The organism is Mesorhizobium sp. M0040 (assembly GCF_040323505.1).
In the GTDB taxonomy this organism is placed as follows: domain Bacteria; phylum Pseudomonadota; class Alphaproteobacteria; order Rhizobiales; family Rhizobiaceae; genus Mesorhizobium.
In genome coordinates this window covers 1-18122 of record NZ_JAMYVA010000077.1, presented here as the reverse complement: position 1 = coordinate 18122, position 18122 = coordinate 1, and the positions used below count along the sequence as shown (strand labels likewise).

Annotated in this window: 18 protein-coding genes and 1 pseudogene; 8 read left to right on the top strand and 11 right to left on the bottom strand. The window is 61.3% G+C overall.

Features of this window, described 5'->3' with window-relative positions:
- Nucleotides 1–197, top strand: a pseudogene (locus tag NKJ91_RS31615) (LysR family transcriptional regulator); the annotation flags it as partial.
- 100 nt (nucleotides 198–297) lie between these two features.
- Here the strand turns inward: NKJ91_RS31615 and NKJ91_RS31610 are convergent.
- The gene (locus NKJ91_RS31610) at nucleotides 298–693 is read right to left on the bottom strand and encodes a VOC family protein (RefSeq protein WP_023675598.1); all 396 of its coding nucleotides are present in this window, start codon (nucleotides 691–693) and stop codon (nucleotides 298–300) included.
- A 238-nt stretch (nucleotides 694–931) separates the two neighbouring features.
- Between NKJ91_RS31610 and NKJ91_RS31605 the strand changes: the two genes are divergently transcribed.
- The 3 genes from NKJ91_RS31605 to NKJ91_RS31595 all read left to right on the top strand — a co-directional run bounded on the left by NKJ91_RS31605 (nucleotide 932) and on the right by NKJ91_RS31595 (nucleotide 4089).
- Nucleotides 932–1237, top strand: coding sequence for a ribbon-helix-helix domain-containing protein (locus NKJ91_RS31605; RefSeq protein WP_352458628.1), 306 nt, complete (start codon nucleotides 932–934; stop codon nucleotides 1235–1237).
- Nucleotides 1238–1423: 186 nt separating this feature from the next.
- A complete protein-coding gene (locus NKJ91_RS31600; RefSeq protein WP_352458627.1) occupies nucleotides 1424–1897 on the top strand; it encodes a hypothetical protein in 474 nt (157 codons plus the stop codon).
- Between the two features lie 104 nt (nucleotides 1898–2001).
- A complete protein-coding gene (locus NKJ91_RS31595; RefSeq protein WP_352458626.1) occupies nucleotides 2002–4089 on the top strand; it encodes a sigma-54-dependent Fis family transcriptional regulator in 2088 nt (695 codons plus the stop codon).
- A gap of 101 nt (nucleotides 4090–4190) precedes the next feature.
- Here NKJ91_RS31595 and NKJ91_RS31590 read toward each other — a convergent pair whose 3' ends face one another.
- From NKJ91_RS31590 to NKJ91_RS31545, 10 genes are all read right to left on the bottom strand, one after another.
- The gene (locus NKJ91_RS31590; RefSeq protein WP_352458625.1) at nucleotides 4191–4688 is read right to left on the bottom strand and encodes a DUF1097 domain-containing protein; all 498 of its coding nucleotides are present in this window, start codon (nucleotides 4686–4688) and stop codon (nucleotides 4191–4193) included.
- A 188-nt stretch (nucleotides 4689–4876) separates the two neighbouring features.
- Complete coding sequence (locus NKJ91_RS31585) at nucleotides 4877–5920, bottom strand: NAD(P)-dependent alcohol dehydrogenase (RefSeq protein ID WP_352458624.1); 1044 nt, start codon at nucleotides 5918–5920, stop codon at nucleotides 4877–4879.
- Between the two features lie 47 nt (nucleotides 5921–5967).
- A complete protein-coding gene (locus tag NKJ91_RS31580; RefSeq protein WP_023675593.1) occupies nucleotides 5968–7599 on the bottom strand; it encodes a molecular chaperone GroEL in 1632 nt (543 codons plus the stop codon).
- A gap of 76 nt (nucleotides 7600–7675) precedes the next feature.
- Entirely contained in the window at nucleotides 7676–8473 is a 798-nt protein-coding gene (locus NKJ91_RS31575) for an iron-sulfur cluster assembly protein (RefSeq protein ID WP_352458623.1), read from the bottom strand.
- Between the two features lie 5 nt (nucleotides 8474–8478).
- A complete protein-coding gene (locus tag NKJ91_RS31570) occupies nucleotides 8479–9501 on the bottom strand; it encodes an amidohydrolase family protein (protein WP_352458622.1) in 1023 nt (340 codons plus the stop codon).
- Nucleotides 9502–9542: 41 nt separating this feature from the next.
- Nucleotides 9543–10619: an NAD(P)-dependent alcohol dehydrogenase gene (locus tag NKJ91_RS31565; protein WP_023675590.1), complete on the bottom strand. Its 1077-nt coding sequence runs from the start codon at nucleotides 10617–10619 to the stop codon at nucleotides 9543–9545.
- A gap of 88 nt (nucleotides 10620–10707) precedes the next feature.
- Complete coding sequence (locus NKJ91_RS31560; RefSeq protein ID WP_023675589.1) at nucleotides 10708–11079, bottom strand: MmoB/DmpM family protein; 372 nt, start codon at nucleotides 11077–11079, stop codon at nucleotides 10708–10710.
- A 16-nt stretch (nucleotides 11080–11095) separates the two neighbouring features.
- Nucleotides 11096–12154: an aromatic/alkene monooxygenase hydroxylase subunit beta gene (locus NKJ91_RS31555; protein WP_352458621.1), complete on the bottom strand. Its 1059-nt coding sequence runs from the start codon at nucleotides 12152–12154 to the stop codon at nucleotides 11096–11098.
- Nucleotides 12155–12201: 47 nt separating this feature from the next.
- On the bottom strand, nucleotides 12202–13263 hold the full coding sequence (locus tag NKJ91_RS31550; RefSeq protein WP_023675587.1) for an NADH:ubiquinone reductase (Na(+)-transporting) subunit F: 1062 nt from the start codon (nucleotides 13261–13263) through the stop codon (nucleotides 12202–12204).
- Nucleotides 13264–13317: 54 nt separating this feature from the next.
- Nucleotides 13318–14991: an aromatic/alkene/methane monooxygenase hydroxylase/oxygenase subunit alpha gene (locus NKJ91_RS31545; RefSeq protein WP_023760297.1), complete on the bottom strand. Its 1674-nt coding sequence runs from the start codon at nucleotides 14989–14991 to the stop codon at nucleotides 13318–13320.
- Between the two features lie 550 nt (nucleotides 14992–15541).
- On the opposite strand from NKJ91_RS31545, the gene NKJ91_RS31540 reads away from it, so the two are divergent.
- From NKJ91_RS31540 to NKJ91_RS31525, 4 genes are read left to right on the top strand one after another with little or no spacing between them, the layout of a single operon-like run.
- Entirely contained in the window at nucleotides 15542–16015 is a 474-nt protein-coding gene (locus NKJ91_RS31540) for a hypothetical protein (protein WP_023675585.1), read from the top strand.
- Nucleotides 16012–16335: a hypothetical protein gene (locus tag NKJ91_RS31535; protein ID WP_023675584.1), complete on the top strand. Its 324-nt coding sequence runs from the start codon at nucleotides 16012–16014 to the stop codon at nucleotides 16333–16335. The genes NKJ91_RS31540 and NKJ91_RS31535 overlap by 4 nt, the downstream gene beginning before the upstream one ends.
- A gap of 12 nt (nucleotides 16336–16347) precedes the next feature.
- Nucleotides 16348–17475 (top strand): WD40 repeat domain-containing protein, encoded by a 1128-nt coding sequence (locus NKJ91_RS31530; RefSeq protein WP_352458620.1) that lies wholly within the window; start codon nucleotides 16348–16350, stop codon nucleotides 17473–17475.
- Nucleotides 17476–17507: 32 nt separating this feature from the next.
- Nucleotides 17508–17681, top strand: a complete 174-nt coding sequence (locus NKJ91_RS31525; protein WP_023675582.1) for a hypothetical protein — start codon at nucleotides 17508–17510, stop codon at nucleotides 17679–17681.
- Nucleotides 17682–18122 lie beyond the last annotated feature (441 nt).

Below are 18122 nucleotides of genomic sequence, written 5' to 3'. Positions count from 1 at the left end.
TTCCGTGCTTCGTCGGTGACGGCGATCCGCGGCTGGTTCGCGTTGCTCAGCCTATCCCCGAACTTGAAACCGACCAATGGATCGTCACCCATCACGAGGAACGTCATTCCCCGCCGGTACGGAAAGTCGCCGACCGGATCGCCGCCTTGATGCGGGCGCACCAGCCGCTGTTTCGCGGCGAGACGCCGATCCGGTAAGCCTCAGCGTCGATCGGCCGCCAGCTGAGCCGCACGCTGGCACTCATGCCCTGGCCGAAAGCCAAGTCAGATTGCACTGCCACATGCGGCGCGCAACGCCCTATTGGTAGCGGCCGTGGCGCTGCAGCACTTCGATCTGGTAACCGTCGGGGTCGCTCACGAAAAAGAACCGCGCAAGCAGCTCGCCTTCGTGGTTGAACTCGACAATTTTTCGCGGATTGAAACCTGCCGCCGCCAAGCGCTTGTGTTCTGTCTCGATATCGTCGACGCAAAGAGCCATGTGGCCATAGCCGTCACCAAGCGCGTAGGGCTCTTCCCTGCCCTTGTTGATCGTCAGTTCAAGCTCGAAATCGGCTTCCGCATTGTGCAGATAAACCAGTGTGAACGTGACGAAATCCAATCGGTCCGCAACATCGAATCCGAATGCCCTTCTGTAGAAACTGACCGACAGGCTCTCGTCCACCACCCGGATCATGGAATGAATTGCTTTCGCCAAAGGAGCCTCCAGTCTGCCGCGTGGTCTCGGTAACGCGCCTACCGTGGCCCATTGGTTGCAAAAAGGGGTGGCAGCCGGTTACCACGTCGAGAAATTGGCTTAAAGCTGGTCTACGCACTAAGGTCCGATTGTAGTCACTGCAAATTGAGCAGAAAATGCGCGTCGGGTTGGTATCATCCCGGCGGATGAGCGCAGAAACCGCGCTTTCGCACAAAGCCATCAAACGGGAGGTCTTCGCATGTGTAAGGTCTTTGCCGGGCAGGATCCGGAAGGGTATCGGCTGGTCAATCGCTCCATTCGAATAGGTGGCCATTCAACGAGCATCCAGCTTGAGGCCACTTTTTGGAAGCTGTTGGACGAGATCGCCCATGGACAGGGGATGACGGCGCCGAAATTCCTCTCGACGCTTTACGATGAAGCACTGGAGATCAACGGGCATATCCCGAACTTTGCCTCCATGCTGCGCACCACGTGCGCGCTCTATCTGCGCGACAGGCAACCACTCGACAGCGAACCCTCGGAATTCACGAACAAGGCAGCCTGACCCGCGGGCATTTATTCAAAATGTCGGGGTACCGGAAATCCCGTGTAGCAGCCGCCTGCTACCAGCGACCCGAATTTTGGCGCTATGTGATATGAATGGCGAACTTCACCGAGGCGGTGTAGAGTTCACCACAAAAGAAGAAATGAGCCGTATCAACGGCAATGCTGAGCGAATCTGGGAGGATTCATGGTCGAGATTATCTCCAAGCGGGATGGCCCGCGGCGCGAGGACGTACAAGTCAAAAGACTGATCGAGCAGAACCGTTCGACCATCGTTCGCCTTGCCGACCAGATCAGCGGCGGCGGCTATTCGGCTTCCAGGAAACCACGCCAGCAACCGAAGGCGGAAGGCCTGATCATCCATGTTGGTGGCGGCGCGGTGCCTGTGCCCGAAGCCAGGCCGTCCATCCAGGTCACCATGAACGGCCGCGTGGTCTCGAAAGATCAGAACACAGGCCGCCAACTTCATCATATCGGTGATGTCCGCAATCGGAGTGGGGAACAGATCTTCGTCCTGGCAACGAAGCAGAATGGCTTTTTCTCGCCGGTCGACGAAACCGTCGCCGAGGCGCTTGCCGACCTGGACGGGTCCCGCCTTGCCGCCACCTACACCGAAGAACAGCTTGCCGCCGACATCGGCGCGAAACTCGGCATCGACTGACCGTGCAGACGCCTGGGCGTGCTTGTGCACGTCCAATCCGCGTCAGCATACGAGCGCGACAGCATACAGAAATGGCATACCTCAAAAGGTTCTGTGATGGCTGAATGAAACGCGAGATAGGCCCCAATCAGATGAAGATCGATGCTGTTCCGGCGCGTGCGTCGCTGGCCGCTGGGCAAATGGTTCTGAGCAACATCGACTATGACGAGCGCGCTACCATGCGCGCCTGGGAAACTTTTCTGGCCGACGAGCCCAAATGTGCCCGCGCTCCAATCCAACCCAACCACGTCCGCTCTCTCATTCACGATTCCTGGTATCGCAGCGCCACCGGCGGCATCAACGCTCAAGGTATTGAAGCGCCGCTGAGCAGTGATCGCGACGAGATCGAATATCTGACCCGCGCCAATGCCGAACTGCTTTCGGCGGCGCGGCGGTCGTTCGCCTCCCTTGGCCAGCTGCTGGATGGGACGGGCGCGATGCTGGTTCTGGCCGACAGCGACGGCGTGCTGATCGACGCCATCGGCGACAAGAAGACGCTGCATGACGGCATGGATATCCACCTCGCCATCGGCGGCAAATGGAACGAGGATGCCGTCGGAACCAACGGCATCGGCACGGCGCTGTGGACCGGAGAGCCGACTTTCGTCCATGCGGCCGAGCATTTCTGCGCCGGCATCAAATCCTGGACTTGCGCTGGCGCGCCGATCCGCGATCCGCTCGACGGCAAGATCATCGGCGTCGTCGACCTGTCAGGCTATTCGCCGATCTTCCGGCCGCACAACACCGCGCTCGTTGCCGCCACAGCCCGGCAAATCGAAAAGGCCTTGGCCGAACAGCAGCAGGAACAGCGCACGCGCCTGCTCGAAGCCTTCATTTCCTCGGCTCCCAGCTACCGCCGAAAAGACGGGCTGGTGATCGTCGACCATCGCGGCCGCGCCATCTTCTGCAACAATGTGCCCGACGGCGAGACCACAGAAATGATGGACGGTCCGATGGAACCTGGTCGTGGCCGTTGGCTGATGAACCTTCCGTCGTCCGGGTCGGACGCCGACCTCACCAAGGCGCTGCCGGCACATCTGCGATCCTGCCACATCACGCCACTCAAGCTCGACGGCGACCTCCGCGGCGCGGCACTGGTGTTCCCGTCCGTGCCGACAGTCTCCAGCGTGACGGTGGTCCGCAGGGAAGCGAGCAAGCACCTTCAGGATGCTGTCGCCATGATCGTTGGCAAGAGTGAGGCGCTGCTGGCCGCCGTTGAAATCGCCTGTCGTGTCGCTCAATCGAACAGCGCGGCTTCGTTATTGGTCGAAGGTGAGACGGGAGTTGGAAAGGAGCTGTTTGCCCGGCTCGTCCATGCAGGCAGCCGGCGCGCGGCGAACGATCCGTTCATCGCGATGAATTGCGGGGCGATCACCAAGGATCTTTTTGGCAGCGAATTGTTCGGCCATGTCGCCGGCGCCTTTACCGGCGCCTCGCGGGACGGCAAGCCAGGTGTTTTCGAGCTCGCCAACGGCGGCGTCCTCAGTCTCGACGAGATCGGCGAATTGCCACTCGAGATCCAGCCGTTTCTGCTGCGCGTCCTGGAAGAGCGCGTGGTCAACCGCATTGGCGACAGCCGGGGTCGCCCAGTGGATGTGCGCATGGTCGCCTCGACCAATCGCGATCTCAAGCAGGAAGTTGCCGCCGGCCGCTTCCGGCGCGATCTCTATTATCGAATTGGTGCGGTCTCGATCACGGTCCCGCCGCTGCGCGAGCGCGGTGAGGATGTGCTGCTGCTGATCGAACATTTCAACCGGCAGATCGCCGCCACAGCAGGCGAGGACCCGCTTGAATTCTCGCACGAAGCGCTCGAGGCCCTGCTCGCCTACCATTGGCCGGGCAATGTGCGGGAACTGAAGAACCTCATTGGGCGGCTGCACATCTTGGCGCGCGGCGGCACCGTTGAGCTTCAGGATCTTCCCGGGGAAATCAGTGCGGGCAATCGCAACAATATGACCATGCACGGCGATCATCCCGCAGCCATGCTCGAAGCACCGGTGTGCACATTCGAGGATGCAGAATGCCAGGTCATCAAGAACGCGCTCGCCGCAGAGGGTGGCAATCTCAGCAAGGTCGCGCTGAGGCTCGGTATTTCGCGGCCGACGCTCTATCGCAAGCTCGGACAATACGGCATCCGGCGCGGTTTCATCTAGACCCAGGTCCGTTCACCGGCACAAAACCCGCGGCATTCGCGCCGCGGGGCTGGGGGAAGTTCGTCGACTAGCTTGCCTTCAGGCAGCGGACGCGGAAATGATCAGGCCTTTACGACAGCACCGGTCACTTTCTCTGAGACATAGCCGAGGATGTTGCCGATGATCAGCGAGATCACCGCAGCGGCCGCGACCTTGGTGATGCCGCTGGCGCCTTCGCCGTAAGCGGCGGCGGCAAGCAGAAAAAGCGCGGCGGTCGTTGCGTAGCCATAGACCGCTGACGGAATGGCGCTCAGCAAAGGCAGCTTGGCGGCGAGAATCAGGACTATGATTGAAATGCCGACGCAAATGCCGGCCATGATCGCCGTAACACCAATGGACGTCAGTGCTATCAATGCGCCGGCGGCGCAGATCGCTCCCCAGAGATTTGCAACCGCCGAATTCTTGAACCCGGCTGCCTTGCCGCCACAGTGATAGAAACTCCCCCAGCCCACAAATACCGCCCAGATCAGCAGATAGGGGTTGCCGATCGTGATCGCTGCCCACGTTGCAATGCCACCCATAATGCCGATGACGACGGCCAGCCCTGTAAGAATATCCATGTTGTCCTCCCGTTTTCCACACCACGAAGCAAGGAAACTCGTTTCAGGATCGCGCTTCGCTGACGTCCCGATACGGAAATGCCATGGCATCAGCCACGGAGCTCAGAAGGAAGGCTTGCCGGGTCAGGCAAGCAGTCAGATCGAACCGGACGCGGTAGCCGTTCCGCGCCGCGTTCGGTCCAAATGTTTCAGGGAACGATGACGCCGCGTCCGGTGAACCGTCGGTTCTTGAAATCGTCGAGCGCGGTGTTGATGCTTGCGAGGTTATACTCGGTGTAGTGCATCTTCACCTTGCCGTCGGCGTTCAGTTCCATCAGTTCGACAAGCTCGGTGAAATTGCCGACCAGGCTGCCGCCGATATTGATCTCCTCGATAACGAGATGCGCGGTCGGCACGTTGATGTTGCCGCCATAGCCGACGACGAACAATTGCCCACCCTTGCGCACCATCTTCCAGCAGATGTTCTCGACACCGAGTTCACCGACGAAGTCGATCACCACATGGGCGCCGCCACCGGTGATCTGGGCGACTTCCTCGACGACATTCGGCCCACCATCGAGGATGAAATCGGCGCCAAGGTCCTTTGCCAGTACCCGCGCCGCCGGCTCGCGATCGACGGCGATGATGCGACAGCCCGAAATCGCGTGCAGCGATTGCAGCGCGATGTGGCCAAGCCCGCCTATGCCGAGCAGCACGCAATAGCTGCCTGGGCGGAGCAGTTTGGCGGCCCGCTTGGCGGCGCGGTAGGCGGTGATGCCGGCGTCCGCCAGCGGCGCCACTTCGATCGGCGTGATGTTGGCATTGAGCTTGATCAGCGATCGCTCGCTGGTGATGAAGTATTCGGCGAAGCCGCCATTCATGCCGAGGCCGGGGAACTGGCCGTTGTCGCAATACATGTCCTCGCCATGGCGGCAGTTGAGGCAGATGCCGCATGAGCGGAAGGGATGGCAGATCACGGCGTCGCCGCGCTTGACCGAGCGGACGCCGCTGCCGACCTCCTCGACCCAGCCGGCATTTTCATGGCCCATGATGTAAGGCAGCAGCGTGCCTTCGGGATCCATGGTCGGCTTCCACACACCCTCGATGATGTGCAGGTCGGTGCGGCAGAGGCCGGCGGCACCCACCCGCACGATCACCTCGTCGGGAGCAGTGATCGTCGGTGCCTTGACCTCCTCGATCTTGAGCAGGACGTTCATCTTGGGATCGTATTCGTACAGTCTGGCAGCTTTCATCGTCGTATCCTTTCAACGTCGAAATCGTTCCGTTGGAATTTGTCGCTTCAGGCGCGGCCGAGCTTTTCCGAGCCGCCGCCACGCGCCGGTCCGGCCGTCGGATCCTCATCCTCGGCGAGATCGCCAATCAGCGTTTCGGTGGTCAGGATCAGCGTTGCCACGGAAGCTGCGTTGGCGAGGGCGGTGTAGGTGACGCGGACCGGATCGATGATGCCTGCCTCGAACATGTTCTGGTACGCGCCGGTCGATGCGTTGTAGCCATAGCCGCCATTGATGCGGGTGACCTCGACTACCACGGCGTCAGGATCGGCACCGGCATTGGCGGCGATGCGCCACAGCGGCCGCGACAAAACCGACCGCACCAGGCGCACGCCCTCGGCGACATCGCCGTCGACGCCGGCCGCCATCTTGTCGAGCAGCGGCGCGATCTGGGCGAGCGCCGAGCCGCCGCCGGCGACCACGCCCTCTTCGGATGCGGCCCGAACCGCATTCAAGGAATCCTCGATCAGCTGGATGGTCCGCTTCTGCTCGACCGGCGTGACGCCGCCGGCATAAAGGATCGCCGTTCCGCCGGAGAGCTTGGCCAGGCGTTCGCGCAGCTTGTCCTGGTCGATGTTCGGCGGCGCGGCTTCATACTGCCGCTGCACCTGGGCACGGCGCGAGGCGATTGCCGCATGGTCGCCGCCGCCACGAATGATCGAGGTGTAGGACGAACTGGTCTTCACCCGGTCGGCCGTGCCGAGATCCTCGGCGGTGATATCCTCCAGCCGGCCACCGAGATCGCGCGCGATCACCTTGCCGCCGGTGATGATGGCCAGATCCTCCATCATCGCCTTGCGCCAGTGGCCATATTCCGGCGGATGGACGACGAGATATCGTCCTGGCCCCTGCTTGCCGAGCAGCGTCACCACCACTTCCGGCGACATTTCCTCGGACACAATCAGCAGCGGGCGGCCGGCCTCGTCGGCAATGCGGCGAACCGCATCGAGTTGCCCGGGCTCCTTGATCTTGAGGTCGGTCATCAAGATGTAGGGCCGCTCGAGCACGGCCTCCATCTTCTCCTGATCGGTCACCATGTGATGGGAGAGATAGCCACGTTCGAAGGACATGCCCTCGACGACGTCGAGCGTGGTCTCGGTGGTGACGCTGAAGTCGGTGGTGATGACGCCTTCGGCGCCTACCCGCTGATGGGCTTCCGCCACCAGCGCGCCAAGCTTGCTGTTGGTCGCCGCGATGTTGGCGACCGAAGCCAAGATGCCGTTGCCCTTGGCCGGCTTGGCCGACGCCTTGAGCGCGGCCACCACCGCCGCCACCGCAAGGTCGATGCCCTTGCAGAGATCGACGGATTTGGCGCCGCGCTCATTCGCCTCGACGCCACCCTGGATGAGCGCGTTGGCGAGCACGATCGCCGTCGTGGTGCCATCGCCGGCGACCTCGTTGGTCTGCATCGACACTTCGCGCACGACTTGCGCGCCCATATTTTCGAAACGGTCGTGCAACTCGATCTCGGAGGCGATGCTGACACCGTCGCGGGTCACCATCGGCGTGCCGATCGGTCGGTCGATCATGGCGTTCATGCCTTTGGGGCCGAGCGTCGGCTCGACGGCCGCAGCCAGCCGGAAGACACCGCGGGCAAGAGCACGGCGGGCTTCGGAGTTGTGAAGCATTATCTTGGGCATGATTCCTCCTTCCGCCTTACGGGCGGGTTGTTGGTTAGGGGCCTCGTGCAAGGGAGGCCGTTGTGTCAGTTCTGCTTCAGGCAGTCGGCGCCGTTCCGGCCGGCACGCGATCCAGAATGAAATCGACCAGCGTCGGTTCGCCGTCGATCACATCCAGTTCCTTGTATCTGGTCTGCTTGAGCCCCCGGCACAGCGCGCCGTTGAACTCCATGTTGATGCGCACACCGCGCAGTTCGGCGAGGTGGGCACTGAGTGCGGCCGGTGGGATTTTCTGCCCTTCCCAGGTCACGAACACAGGATCGTCGGCCCGGCGGTCGGGAAAACGCTCAAGCAGAGCCGCCCGGTACCTCGGCTGCTGTTGGGCCGCCTCACCCGGTTCGAACCGCGCGACGTCGTAGGCCGGCAGGTCCATGCCGAGGATTTCGCGATCGGTCAGGCCGTGCTGCCGCAGGCCGCGCAGGACCGCCTCCTGGCGCCGCTTGAATGCCTTCATCCTGAAGGTCTCACGCAAGGCGCCAAGATCCTGATCCTCGGCAAGCACAGCGAAGATGTCGCCGAAGGCCTTGCCCTCTGCCATGCCGCGATTGACCTCTTCCGCGAACATGTGGTCGTGCAGCTTGACGCGATAGGCCGGCTTCCAGGAGAGCTGGTCGAGCGCCTTGCGGACGCCGTCCAGCATCAGGAACGCGAAGTTGGGCGAACACCAGTAGGTCGGCAGGCGGAAGTCGATCTCTACGCTGCCATCGCCCGTCACCGCGGCCCGCTCGACGAAGCCCATCTCGGTGACAGGTTCGTCGAGTTCCGGGTCGTCGACCTCACCAAGGCGCCGCCAGAGTTCCTTCTCGCGGCCGCCGGAAACGCTGGCGGTTGCCATGGCTCCTACTCCGCCGCGATGCTGAAGGGCGAGCTGGCAAGCGCCTTCTTCTTGGCTTCCACGTCGATGTTGTAGAGACGCGCCGCATTGAGGCCGAGGATCTTCTCCTTGATCTCGTCGGTCAGCTGCACACCACGTTCTGCGGCGATGTCCTCTGGGATCTGGTAGGCCCAGAATTTCTCGACTAGCCAGCGCGGCGTCCAGATCGCGTAGTCGGAACCAAACAGGATTTTCTCCGGCCCGATCCAGAACAGCAGTTCGGCGATGACCTCGCCGAAATAGCGCGGACGGGAATGGATGAAGGGCAGCGCCACCGCTAGCCCGCCATAGACGTTGGTTTCCTGCGTCGCGATCCAGCAGAAATCGTCGAGGCGCGGCAGGCCGCAATGCTCGATAATCCAGTTGAGGTTCTGGAAATCCGTCGCCGCGTGGTCGACGTCATGCACGTCGAAGGCGTCCTTGCTGAGTGGGATGATCGTCGGACCCTTGTGCACGTGGATGTTCTTGATGCCGAGCTTGTCGCAGAGTTCGAAGCACTTGTAGGCATCGGGATCGGTGAGCTTCCAGCCCTTGGAAGCGCCGTTCCATTCGGCCGTGTACATCTTCACGCCCTTGACGTTGTAGGTCTCTTTGAGGAAGTGGATGTACTCAAGTGCCTTCTCGCCGTCGCGCGGATCGAAGGCGCCGTTGACTATGAAACGCTCGGGATAGCGCTTGGCCACCTCGGCGTTGCGCTCGATCGTGTTGAAGCCGTTCTTGTAGAAGTCCTTGAGATAGGTCGATTGCACGATCGCCACATCGTCGGGACCGTCAATGAACAGGTCGCGATAGAGATCGTCGGCGCTGTATTTCTCGAACTTGCTCTTCTCCCACAGCTGGTCCTTCGGGCTCAAGCCAGTGTGATAGGCATAGAAGCACTCGATGAACTGCTTGCCGTGGATGTTCTTCTGGTTTTCCGGGCTGCCGTCCCAGAAATGGGTGTGGCCGTCGACCACGAAAATGTCCTTGCCTTCCGGTGTTCTGTACATTTTTTCCTCCACGCGAATGCGTTGCTTTGAATGGCTGCGGATCAGATTGTGATTGCGACCTTGAGGACGCCGTCGCGCTGGTTTGCGAACAGCTCATAAGCGTCCTCGATCTGGTCGAGTTTGAAGCGGTGCGTGACCAGGCCGCCGAGATCGACCCGGCCTGCCGAGATCACTCCCAGCATTCTGCGCATCCGCTCCTTGCCTCCGGGGCAAAGGGACGTTCGGATGGATTTGTCGCCCAGGCCCGCGGCAAATGCATCGAGCGGAATCTTGAGATCGGAGGAGTAGACGCCGAGACTGGACAGCACGCCGCCCGGACGCAAAACACGCAGAGCGGCCTCGAACGTTGCCTGAGTGCCCAATGCCTCGATCGCGACGTCGACACCGCGCCCGTCCGTCAACCTCATGATGGCGTCGACGGGATTCTCCTTCTTGAAGTCGACGACGATGTCAGCGCCCATCCGGCGGGCCATCTCCAGGCGAGCCGGCACAGTGTCGACGGCTATGATCGTCGTTGCGCCCATGAGCTTTGCGCCGGCGGTGGCGCAGAGACCGATCGGTCCTTGGGCAAATACCGCAACGGTGTCGCCAATCCGGATGCCCCCGGTTTCGGCGCCGGCGAAGCCGGTCGACATGATATCCGGGCACATCAGCACCTGCTCGTCGGTGACGCCGTCGTCAACCGGCGCAAGATTGGCCATTGCGTCCGGCACGCGGACATATTCGGCCTGGCAGCCGTCAATGGTATTGCCGAACTTCCAGCCGCCGATCGCCTGCCAGCCGTGCTTGGTGCCGGCGCCATCCTGAGAACCACATCCGCACAGGCAGGCATGGCTCCAGCCGGAAGGGGTGATCGCGCCAGCGATGACACGCTGGCCCTCCTTGAAGCCGCTGACGCTTGATCCGAGCTTCTCGATGATGCCAACCGGCTCGTGACCAATTGTGAGGCCTTTGACGACCGGATATTCGCCCTTGAGGATATGGACGTCGGTCCCGCAAATGGTCGTGGTGGTTACGCGAATAAGCGCATCTTGAGGCCCGATATCGGGAATTGGCTTGTCCTCAAGGACAATGCGGCCTTTCTCGACAAACACAGCAGCTTTCATTTTCGAAGACATTCGTATTTCCTCTACAGTCCGGCAGTTTTCAGTCGACTTGCGTGGAGTGCCGGAAAAATACCTGCCTTTCCGGCACTCATTTCGCTGGCTATTCGATGTATTCGAACATCTCGTCCATGTTGCCGAACAGGATCACGGTGTTGTCGTCGACGCGAACCATGCGGCCGTAGTGGGTGGAGCTGTTGACCTCGAAGGTTTCCGCCGTCATCTCGCGGCCGAGATATTCGCTGATCTCGTCCATCTTGAAGATCAGCTTGCCGGTGCCGTCGATGCGGATCATCGCCGGTTGGTAGGTGACGGATACGTTCGGTTTCAAGCCCATGAATTCAGCGATGGCCCTGGCTTCGACCGAGTCGTTCATGGTGACGCCGCACTGGTGCGAAATCGTCTGCTCGAAGGTGATGTCCTTCATCGCCTTGAAGATGTTGGAATGCGTTGCGTCGCGTGCTGCTAGTGACATGACGATTTCTCCTGTTTCAGCGCTTGAGGCCAAGTTCGCCGAGTATCTGCCCAATCCGTTCCTCGGATTTGGCACGGACATCCGCGAATGCGACCGGCTTGGAATGCGGCATCGACCAGATCGGCTGCAGGCCGATGGCTGCCTTGTCGGCGAGCGCGCCATGTTTCTTGACCCAGCCCTGGAAGAGCTTCTTGTTGGCCGCGCCATGCTTCTCGTCATTGGCGAGCAGGTGCATGAGGTCGATCGTGTTGGCGAGGTTGCGCTCGTAGTCGGCCTCGGCTGCCGAAATCACCGCCGGCGTGATGAAATCATGGTTGGCGGCGGCGATCTGCATCAGGAAGCCGGAGCGAAACACTTCGCCGACCAGCGGCTCGAAGATGATGTTGATGGCGAAATACTGCTCGAGATAGTCGGTCGCGCCCATGATGGTCTCGACCGCCTCGCGCGTGCCTTGCCAGTTCTTGTCCTCGAGCCACGCCTTCTTGCCAAGCTCGTCGTCCCAGCCGGGGAGGTCCATCCCGATCTCGGCGAGGTAAAGCGTGATGTCCTGGGCAAGCCGCAGCTTGTAGGACGAGTTGGTCAGCGTCGCGTTGTTGATCATCTGTGTGTAGCCGTAACGCTGCGCCTGCATCAGCGACGTGCCGAGCCCGAATTCGGCGTGTTTCCAGGCGCCGAGCTGTGTCTGCAGGATCTTGACCCAGGCCTTGTCGAAGGTCTTCGGGGTGCCCGACTTGCGCGCATTGTTGATGACGCTCTGCACCATGGTCTCGATCTTCGACTGGCGCTGGTAGTGCGTGCGCTCCCACTCCTGGTCGGGAGCGCGGAAGGCGTGCCAGTTGGAACTCTGCGCGGCGGTGTTCTGCTTGACATAGGCGCCCTTGCCGTCGGCAAACGAGATGATCCAGTCCTGGATCAGGTAGCGTTCCGGGTCGGGCTGAACGTCGACCGTCATGTCCTCGTAGTGGGTGGCTCGCTGGCCTTTCGGGTCGAAATACCGGTATTTCCGGCTGTCGGAGTCGGCGAAGATCGCCGCGCCGGCGGCTCCGGATCCGACTGAACTCGAGGTTGCAGGCATAGTCTCTCTCCCTTGTTGCAGTTGTGGTTGGCTTGGCGCGGCCGCCCTCAATGGGCCGGCGTTGCACCCGCCGATGTGGTGAATTTGTCGAAGAATATCCGCTCGGTTTCGAAGCCGTTCATGAACAGCACCGGCTGCAGCGCATCGATCATCGGCGGCGGGCCACAGGCATGGACATCGCCCTGCCCGTCGACCGCCAGTTGCTTGAGCACGGCGTCGACACTCTGGTGCACGAAGCCACGTTCGCCCTGCCATTCGGCGTCGTCATTCGCGTGCGACAGCACGGGAATGAAGGTGACGTCGGAATGTTTGCCGACCAGCTCGGCGATCCTGTCGAGATAGAACAGGTCATTGCGGGTGCGGGCGCCGTAGAAGAAATAGACCGGACGCTTCTCGCCGCTCTTCAAATGGTCATTGAGGATCGACCAGATCGGCGACATGCCCGAGCCGGCGCCGACCAGGATCAGGGGTCCTTGCCGTTCGTCGCGGCGGAAACAGGTTCCGTAGGGTCCGACGACGGTGACTTCGGCTCCGGCTTCGATGCCTCCGGAATCGAGTTCTCCGGAAAACTTTCCCTCAGGGTATTTTTTGATGATGAAGGAGAGTTTTTCGGTTTGGTCCGGCGTATTTGCCATGGAGAACGAGCGCGTAATCGTCTCCCCTTTTTGCGTGGTAACCGTGATGTCGACATATTGCCCCGCCCAGAACTTCATTGGGGAGCCGAGCTCGATCTCGATGCCGCGAATGTCGTGGGTCAGGTGCTCGATGCGAGCAATCCGGCCCTTGTACGTCTTCACGGCGATCGCTTTCGCCAAAATCTCCTCGTCGTAGTTGAGAAGCTCGACTTCCAGGTCGGAGAAGGCGATGCAGCGGCACAACAGGACGTGCCCGCTCTCCTTCTCCATGTCGTTCAGCGCGAAGGTCGAGTATTTCAGCATGTCGACTTCGCCTTCGAGCAACACGCTTTTGCAGGCCGAACATTGCCCTTCCTTGCAGCCGTGCGGCAGCGCAATGCCCTGGCGGAAGGCGGCGTTGAGCACCGTTTCGCCATGCTCGACGTCGAATTCGACGCCAACCGGGCTGAGCCTGACCGTGTGGGTTTCCGACATACGGACCTCCAGTGAAAGGAAGGGGCGGGACCAACCCGCCCCCCTTTGGCCTGATCAGTTGCAGGGAGTGATGGTGAAGCCCTTGGCGTATTCCGCCAGGTGCTTCTCGCGGTCCGCGGGCGACATGGCACGCAGCGCGTTGAGCGGCGATCCGAGCTTGTTGCCGCGCACATCGTCGAGCGTCCACATCTCCTTGTCGTCGAAGCGCAGATGCGGCTGCGGAACCAGCGTCTTGCCGTCGGAACGGACGAAGTTCAGGTCCTTGATCGCATCGGCCAGATCCCAGCCGTCATAGAGCGTCTCCCACTCGCGCTTGCCGCTGAAGCGGCCCATCGCCGGCGTCGGACGGCCCTGATACTCGTCGGCGAAGGCGACCGTTGCGGTCCACTTGTCGAGCTCATGGGCGAAGGTGTGCAGCTGGCCGTCGATCTCGCCGACCACCATGTCCTCGCGGATCAGGCAAGGGACGAGGCAGGACCAGCAGCGGTGCGGGTAGACGTAGCCGACGTCGCTGTTGAACAGCAGCACCTTCTCGCCCTTGTGGCTGAGCTTGGCGTACCATTTCCAGAAGTCGCCGAACTCGGCGTACCAGCCTGGATACTTATGCTCGAACCACTCGAAGTCCTTGTCGGTCTGGGCTTCGATGCGCCAGAAATTGACCGGCCAGCCGACCGCGAAGAACTGTCCTACCTTGTGAACATAGTTCTTCTTGGTGATGCGTTCCCAGGCCGCCTGGACGTCGTCGTGATGGACCTTGATGCCGTATTTCTCGAGCGGCAGCATGTAGGTGCGATAATAGTCCTCATAGATCCAGCGGTGCCACATTTCCGCGTAGGATTCCTTGTTCTTGTCGCGGTTGGTGGTGCCGTATTCGATGAAGGTGCCGATTGCCGCATCGACGATGGCATGGTTCTGCCAGAAGGCGTAACGCAGGTCGCGCTCCAGCAAGAGGTGGTTTTCCGGCTCCTTGAGTGCTGCCATCAGCAGCGAGTGGCCATTGCCGATATGCCGGCTCTCGTCGGACTGCACCGACAGGAAGACGGTCGGCAGCGCGTAGTCGCCGTTGCGGGCGGCTTCCGAAGGCATGGCGACGAACAGCGTGTTGGTGAAGGCGGTCTCGGCGACCACGGTCAGGTACATGCAAGCGGCGGTCATGGTGTCGCCGGTGATGAAGCCTTCCGCGAATTGCCGGCCGATGGTGGTGGCATAGCATTTTCCGAAGGCCTCTTCGGTGATGTCGAAGCCGGCCGGATCGATGTAGTTCTCCATGTACCATTTCTTCAGATTCATCTGGATGGTCGAGTGGCGGAACTCGTCGATCATCTGCATGGTGAAACCGGTCCGGAGTTCCTCGCCAGGTGCGATGCGGGCGACCATCGCCATCGAGCGGGCAGCCGAAATTTCCGGGAAGGGAATGATGGCCAGGAAGAGCTTCATCCACTCGACCCAGCGCGGCTCGACATTGCGGAACATGTCGCCGCGCAAGGCGGCATCGAGCGCGCCATAGACGCGGTTGTCCTTCTCTTCCTGCATCGGGAAGTAGGACCGCAGGACCTGCTTCATCGGGTCGCGCGGCGTCTTGTTGATCTTGTAGTCGGTCGGAAACGTCATTGCTTCCTGCACGTAGGACGGATTCCAGCCGAGATCGGCAATCTTCTTGGTCGCCTCGCCGACGGAGATTCCGCGTTGCGAGGTAATCTTGTTGAGCGTCAGAGACGTCATGGTCATAAGCCTCCACCAGGTTTGAGCCGCAGGTCCCTTGACCCCGGCATGAAGCGGCAAGCACCGCCAGTGAGAGTGCGAGCGGCATGACAAAGCGTTGCGCGTCGAGGCGCGACCCGAGGTCCGGCCGTTCAAGTGGATCGGGGCAAAGGTTTCGAGGCGTCTGACAGGGAGCCGCAGCGCCAACCGCATCTGCGATGGGCGTATCGAAGCGGTTCTGCTTCCTCCGTTCCTTCGTTCTTTTGGCACCGCGTCAAGCGCGATGGGCTTCTTGTGAGAATGAACAGTGCAAGCGTCGTGCCAGTTTCGAAACAGTCCCATGGCTGGCGCTCAAAGCAAAATTGCCGCTCTTTCGGCGCGCACCCGGCAGCCAACTGTAACGTTCTTTTACAGTTGTAACTTACGCCTGTAATATTTACCGTATATTCGCACGCGCAGCATATTTAGTTAGCAATTGCAGAAAATCCCAACACTCATATTTTCTGTTTAACTCTTCGTCTATCTCTACTATTTGACGGTCATGGCCCACGCACAGGCCTAGCGCTGGAGAAAGACCATGCCGAACGATAGAGACCGAAGGGAACCGCCCGAGCCAATATCCAGCCATGCCGATGGCGTCAGCGGCGATCTCGTGAAGCTGATGCCGCGCGACCTGGTCTTCGTCATGCGCTTCATGGGCGAGAGCCAACACCGCCTGCAGAACCATTTCCAGGACTTCATCAGGGCCGAGCTTGCCGGCGGCGGCGTCACCACAAAGACGCATCCGATGATCCATCTGTTCATCGAAAGCCATGCGATCCTGCTGCGCGACTTCGTGTTTTCCGGGGTTTCGCTGACGCGCCAGTTCCGCATCGAAGAGATCGAGCGCCTGACCGGTGACACGACATCGATGATCCGCGTCGACATCTGGGACCAGCTCAAGAGCCACATCGAAACGGCCGAAAAACAGTTCCAGTCGCAGGCCGGCACATTGCCCAAATTGCTGTCGGCTTTCGAGAAACCGCAGGGGCCTTTGGGGAGCGAAAAATGACCGGAGGATCCCACACAGCCCGGCGTGACGCGCTGCTTGCTCGCCGGCTCCGTCTCGTCGCCAGCGTCTCGGCGCTTACCGCGGAAGCGCTGCGGCTCAACCAGAAACGCGCCGGCATCGAAATGGACGTGCTGCGCCTGGAACTCGAAATCGGCAGAAGCGGCGCCACCGAGCAACTGGTGCGGGACTTGCATGAGGCAGGGCAGAACGCGGCGGTGATCGCGCAGGCGTGCTCGGCTTGCGAGGATCGCATCATAGCTGCGGAGGGCGATGTCGAGGACGTCGACCGTAAGCTTGCCGCAGCGTCGAACGAGGACTGATGGGAGAGAAACATGAACCAGCAGACGATGCAGAACCTGACCTTGTTCGACCTTCTGGCCCGCAGCTGGCAGCGGCCGTCGGCGATCGCCGATCTGCGCTTCAGCGCCGACGGTTCGGCTGTCGCTTTCACCGCAGTCGACGGAACCGTCGCCATCGCCGCGGTCGCGGATCACGAGCCGCCGGAAGCGCGGATCAGGGTGAGCAACGATCTCGGCCAGACGACGATCCGCCCCAGGGAAAAGCCGCCAGTGCCATTGATTGCCACGGCGGCATTCGGTGACGGCGATGTCCCGCTCGCCACCTATGCGCATTCCGGCTTTCTCGTCGGCGCGGCCAGCGGCGAAGTACTGCACATGAGCGCCGGCGGTGACGTCGCAGCCGCACTGCTCAAGATCGACGGACGAGTCGTCGCCATCGACCACAGCGCCAAGGTGGACATGACGGCTGTCAGCAACGGGCAGAATGTCTTCCTGTCGCACGGCCAAGGCAATGCCACGCGGCTGGAACGCGGTGTGACATCGTCGACAGATGCCCTTGCCTTGTCGCCGGGCGGGCGGCGACTTGCCTGCGGCCTTGGCGAAGGGCTGTCGATTTGGGCGGTCGAAGGCGACGCAGCCTTGATACGTGACATCCCCCTTTCCGCGCGCCCGGTGTCGATCCGCTGGAGCAGAGACGGGACCTGGCTGGCCTGCGGGCTCGAAACCGGCGGCTTTGCTCTGGTTAGTCTGGCTGATGGAAGAGCAGACGTCGTCGCAGGGTTTCCATCGCCGGTCCGCACCGTGTGCTGGAGCCAGCCGGCGCATGCGCTGTTTGCGTCCGGCGCGTTCAGGATCGCCGGCTGGTCGATGACCGGCCCGCCTGTTGGCGGCGAGACCTCGGGTGCGCTGGAGACAGGTCGCGCCGGGCTGGTTCTTGTCGAGGCGGTGGCGGCGCACCCGCAGAAGAAACTGATTGCGGCGGGCTACGCCAACGGCCGTATCACCATCGCCCAGATCGGCGCGCGCGACGAACTCCTCATCAGGCCTTTGGGCAGCGCCGTCACCGCGCTTGCCTGGGCCGGCGACGGCAGACACCTCGCGGTGGGTTCCGTCGATGGCACCGCCGCGATCGTCACCTTTCCCGCGCAGATGTTCAAATAGCGGACGCAGCCCACATGAAACAGGAGGATCACATGGAGACCGAACCCACCCCCGAGGACGAGAGCAAGGACGAATTTTTCGAACGGCTGGCCAAGCTGTCGGAAGAAATGGTGGCCAAGCATGGCAAGGATTTCAGCATGGGCGCGCTGGTGCTTGCCGCCCGCTGGATCGCGGAAAACCGCGTCGGCCAGTTGAAGACCAACTAGGGTTCGCATCCATACGGATTGAACTCACGCAGGCGCGGCAAACCGTTTGGAGACGCCATTCGCCTGCCCTTCTCGGTGATGCCGGCTGGCGCGCCAGATGAGGTCGGGCTCCTGCGCGGGCTTGCCCGAAGTCGTCTCAATGATCTTTCTTCGGAGGTGTCGGCCGCCGGCCGGCGCTCCTGAACATGCAAATCTGGTGCTTCTTTCGCTAACGACCCCCACTCACGGTCCGCCTCTTATGATTTCTACCTCGATTTGCCAGGGTGCAAGTTGTGATGGATCAGGAACCTGATCAGGTCCTCTGTTGAGTTCCACGCCGCATATTATGCGACTGTACAGTGTAGCAGCTAAGTTAAAATGTCCGGATCTGGCAAAGTAGGAATGTCGCTCCTGCCTTGCCAATCTGCCCGCATTTGAGAGCGCGGGAGATTGCAGATTGGG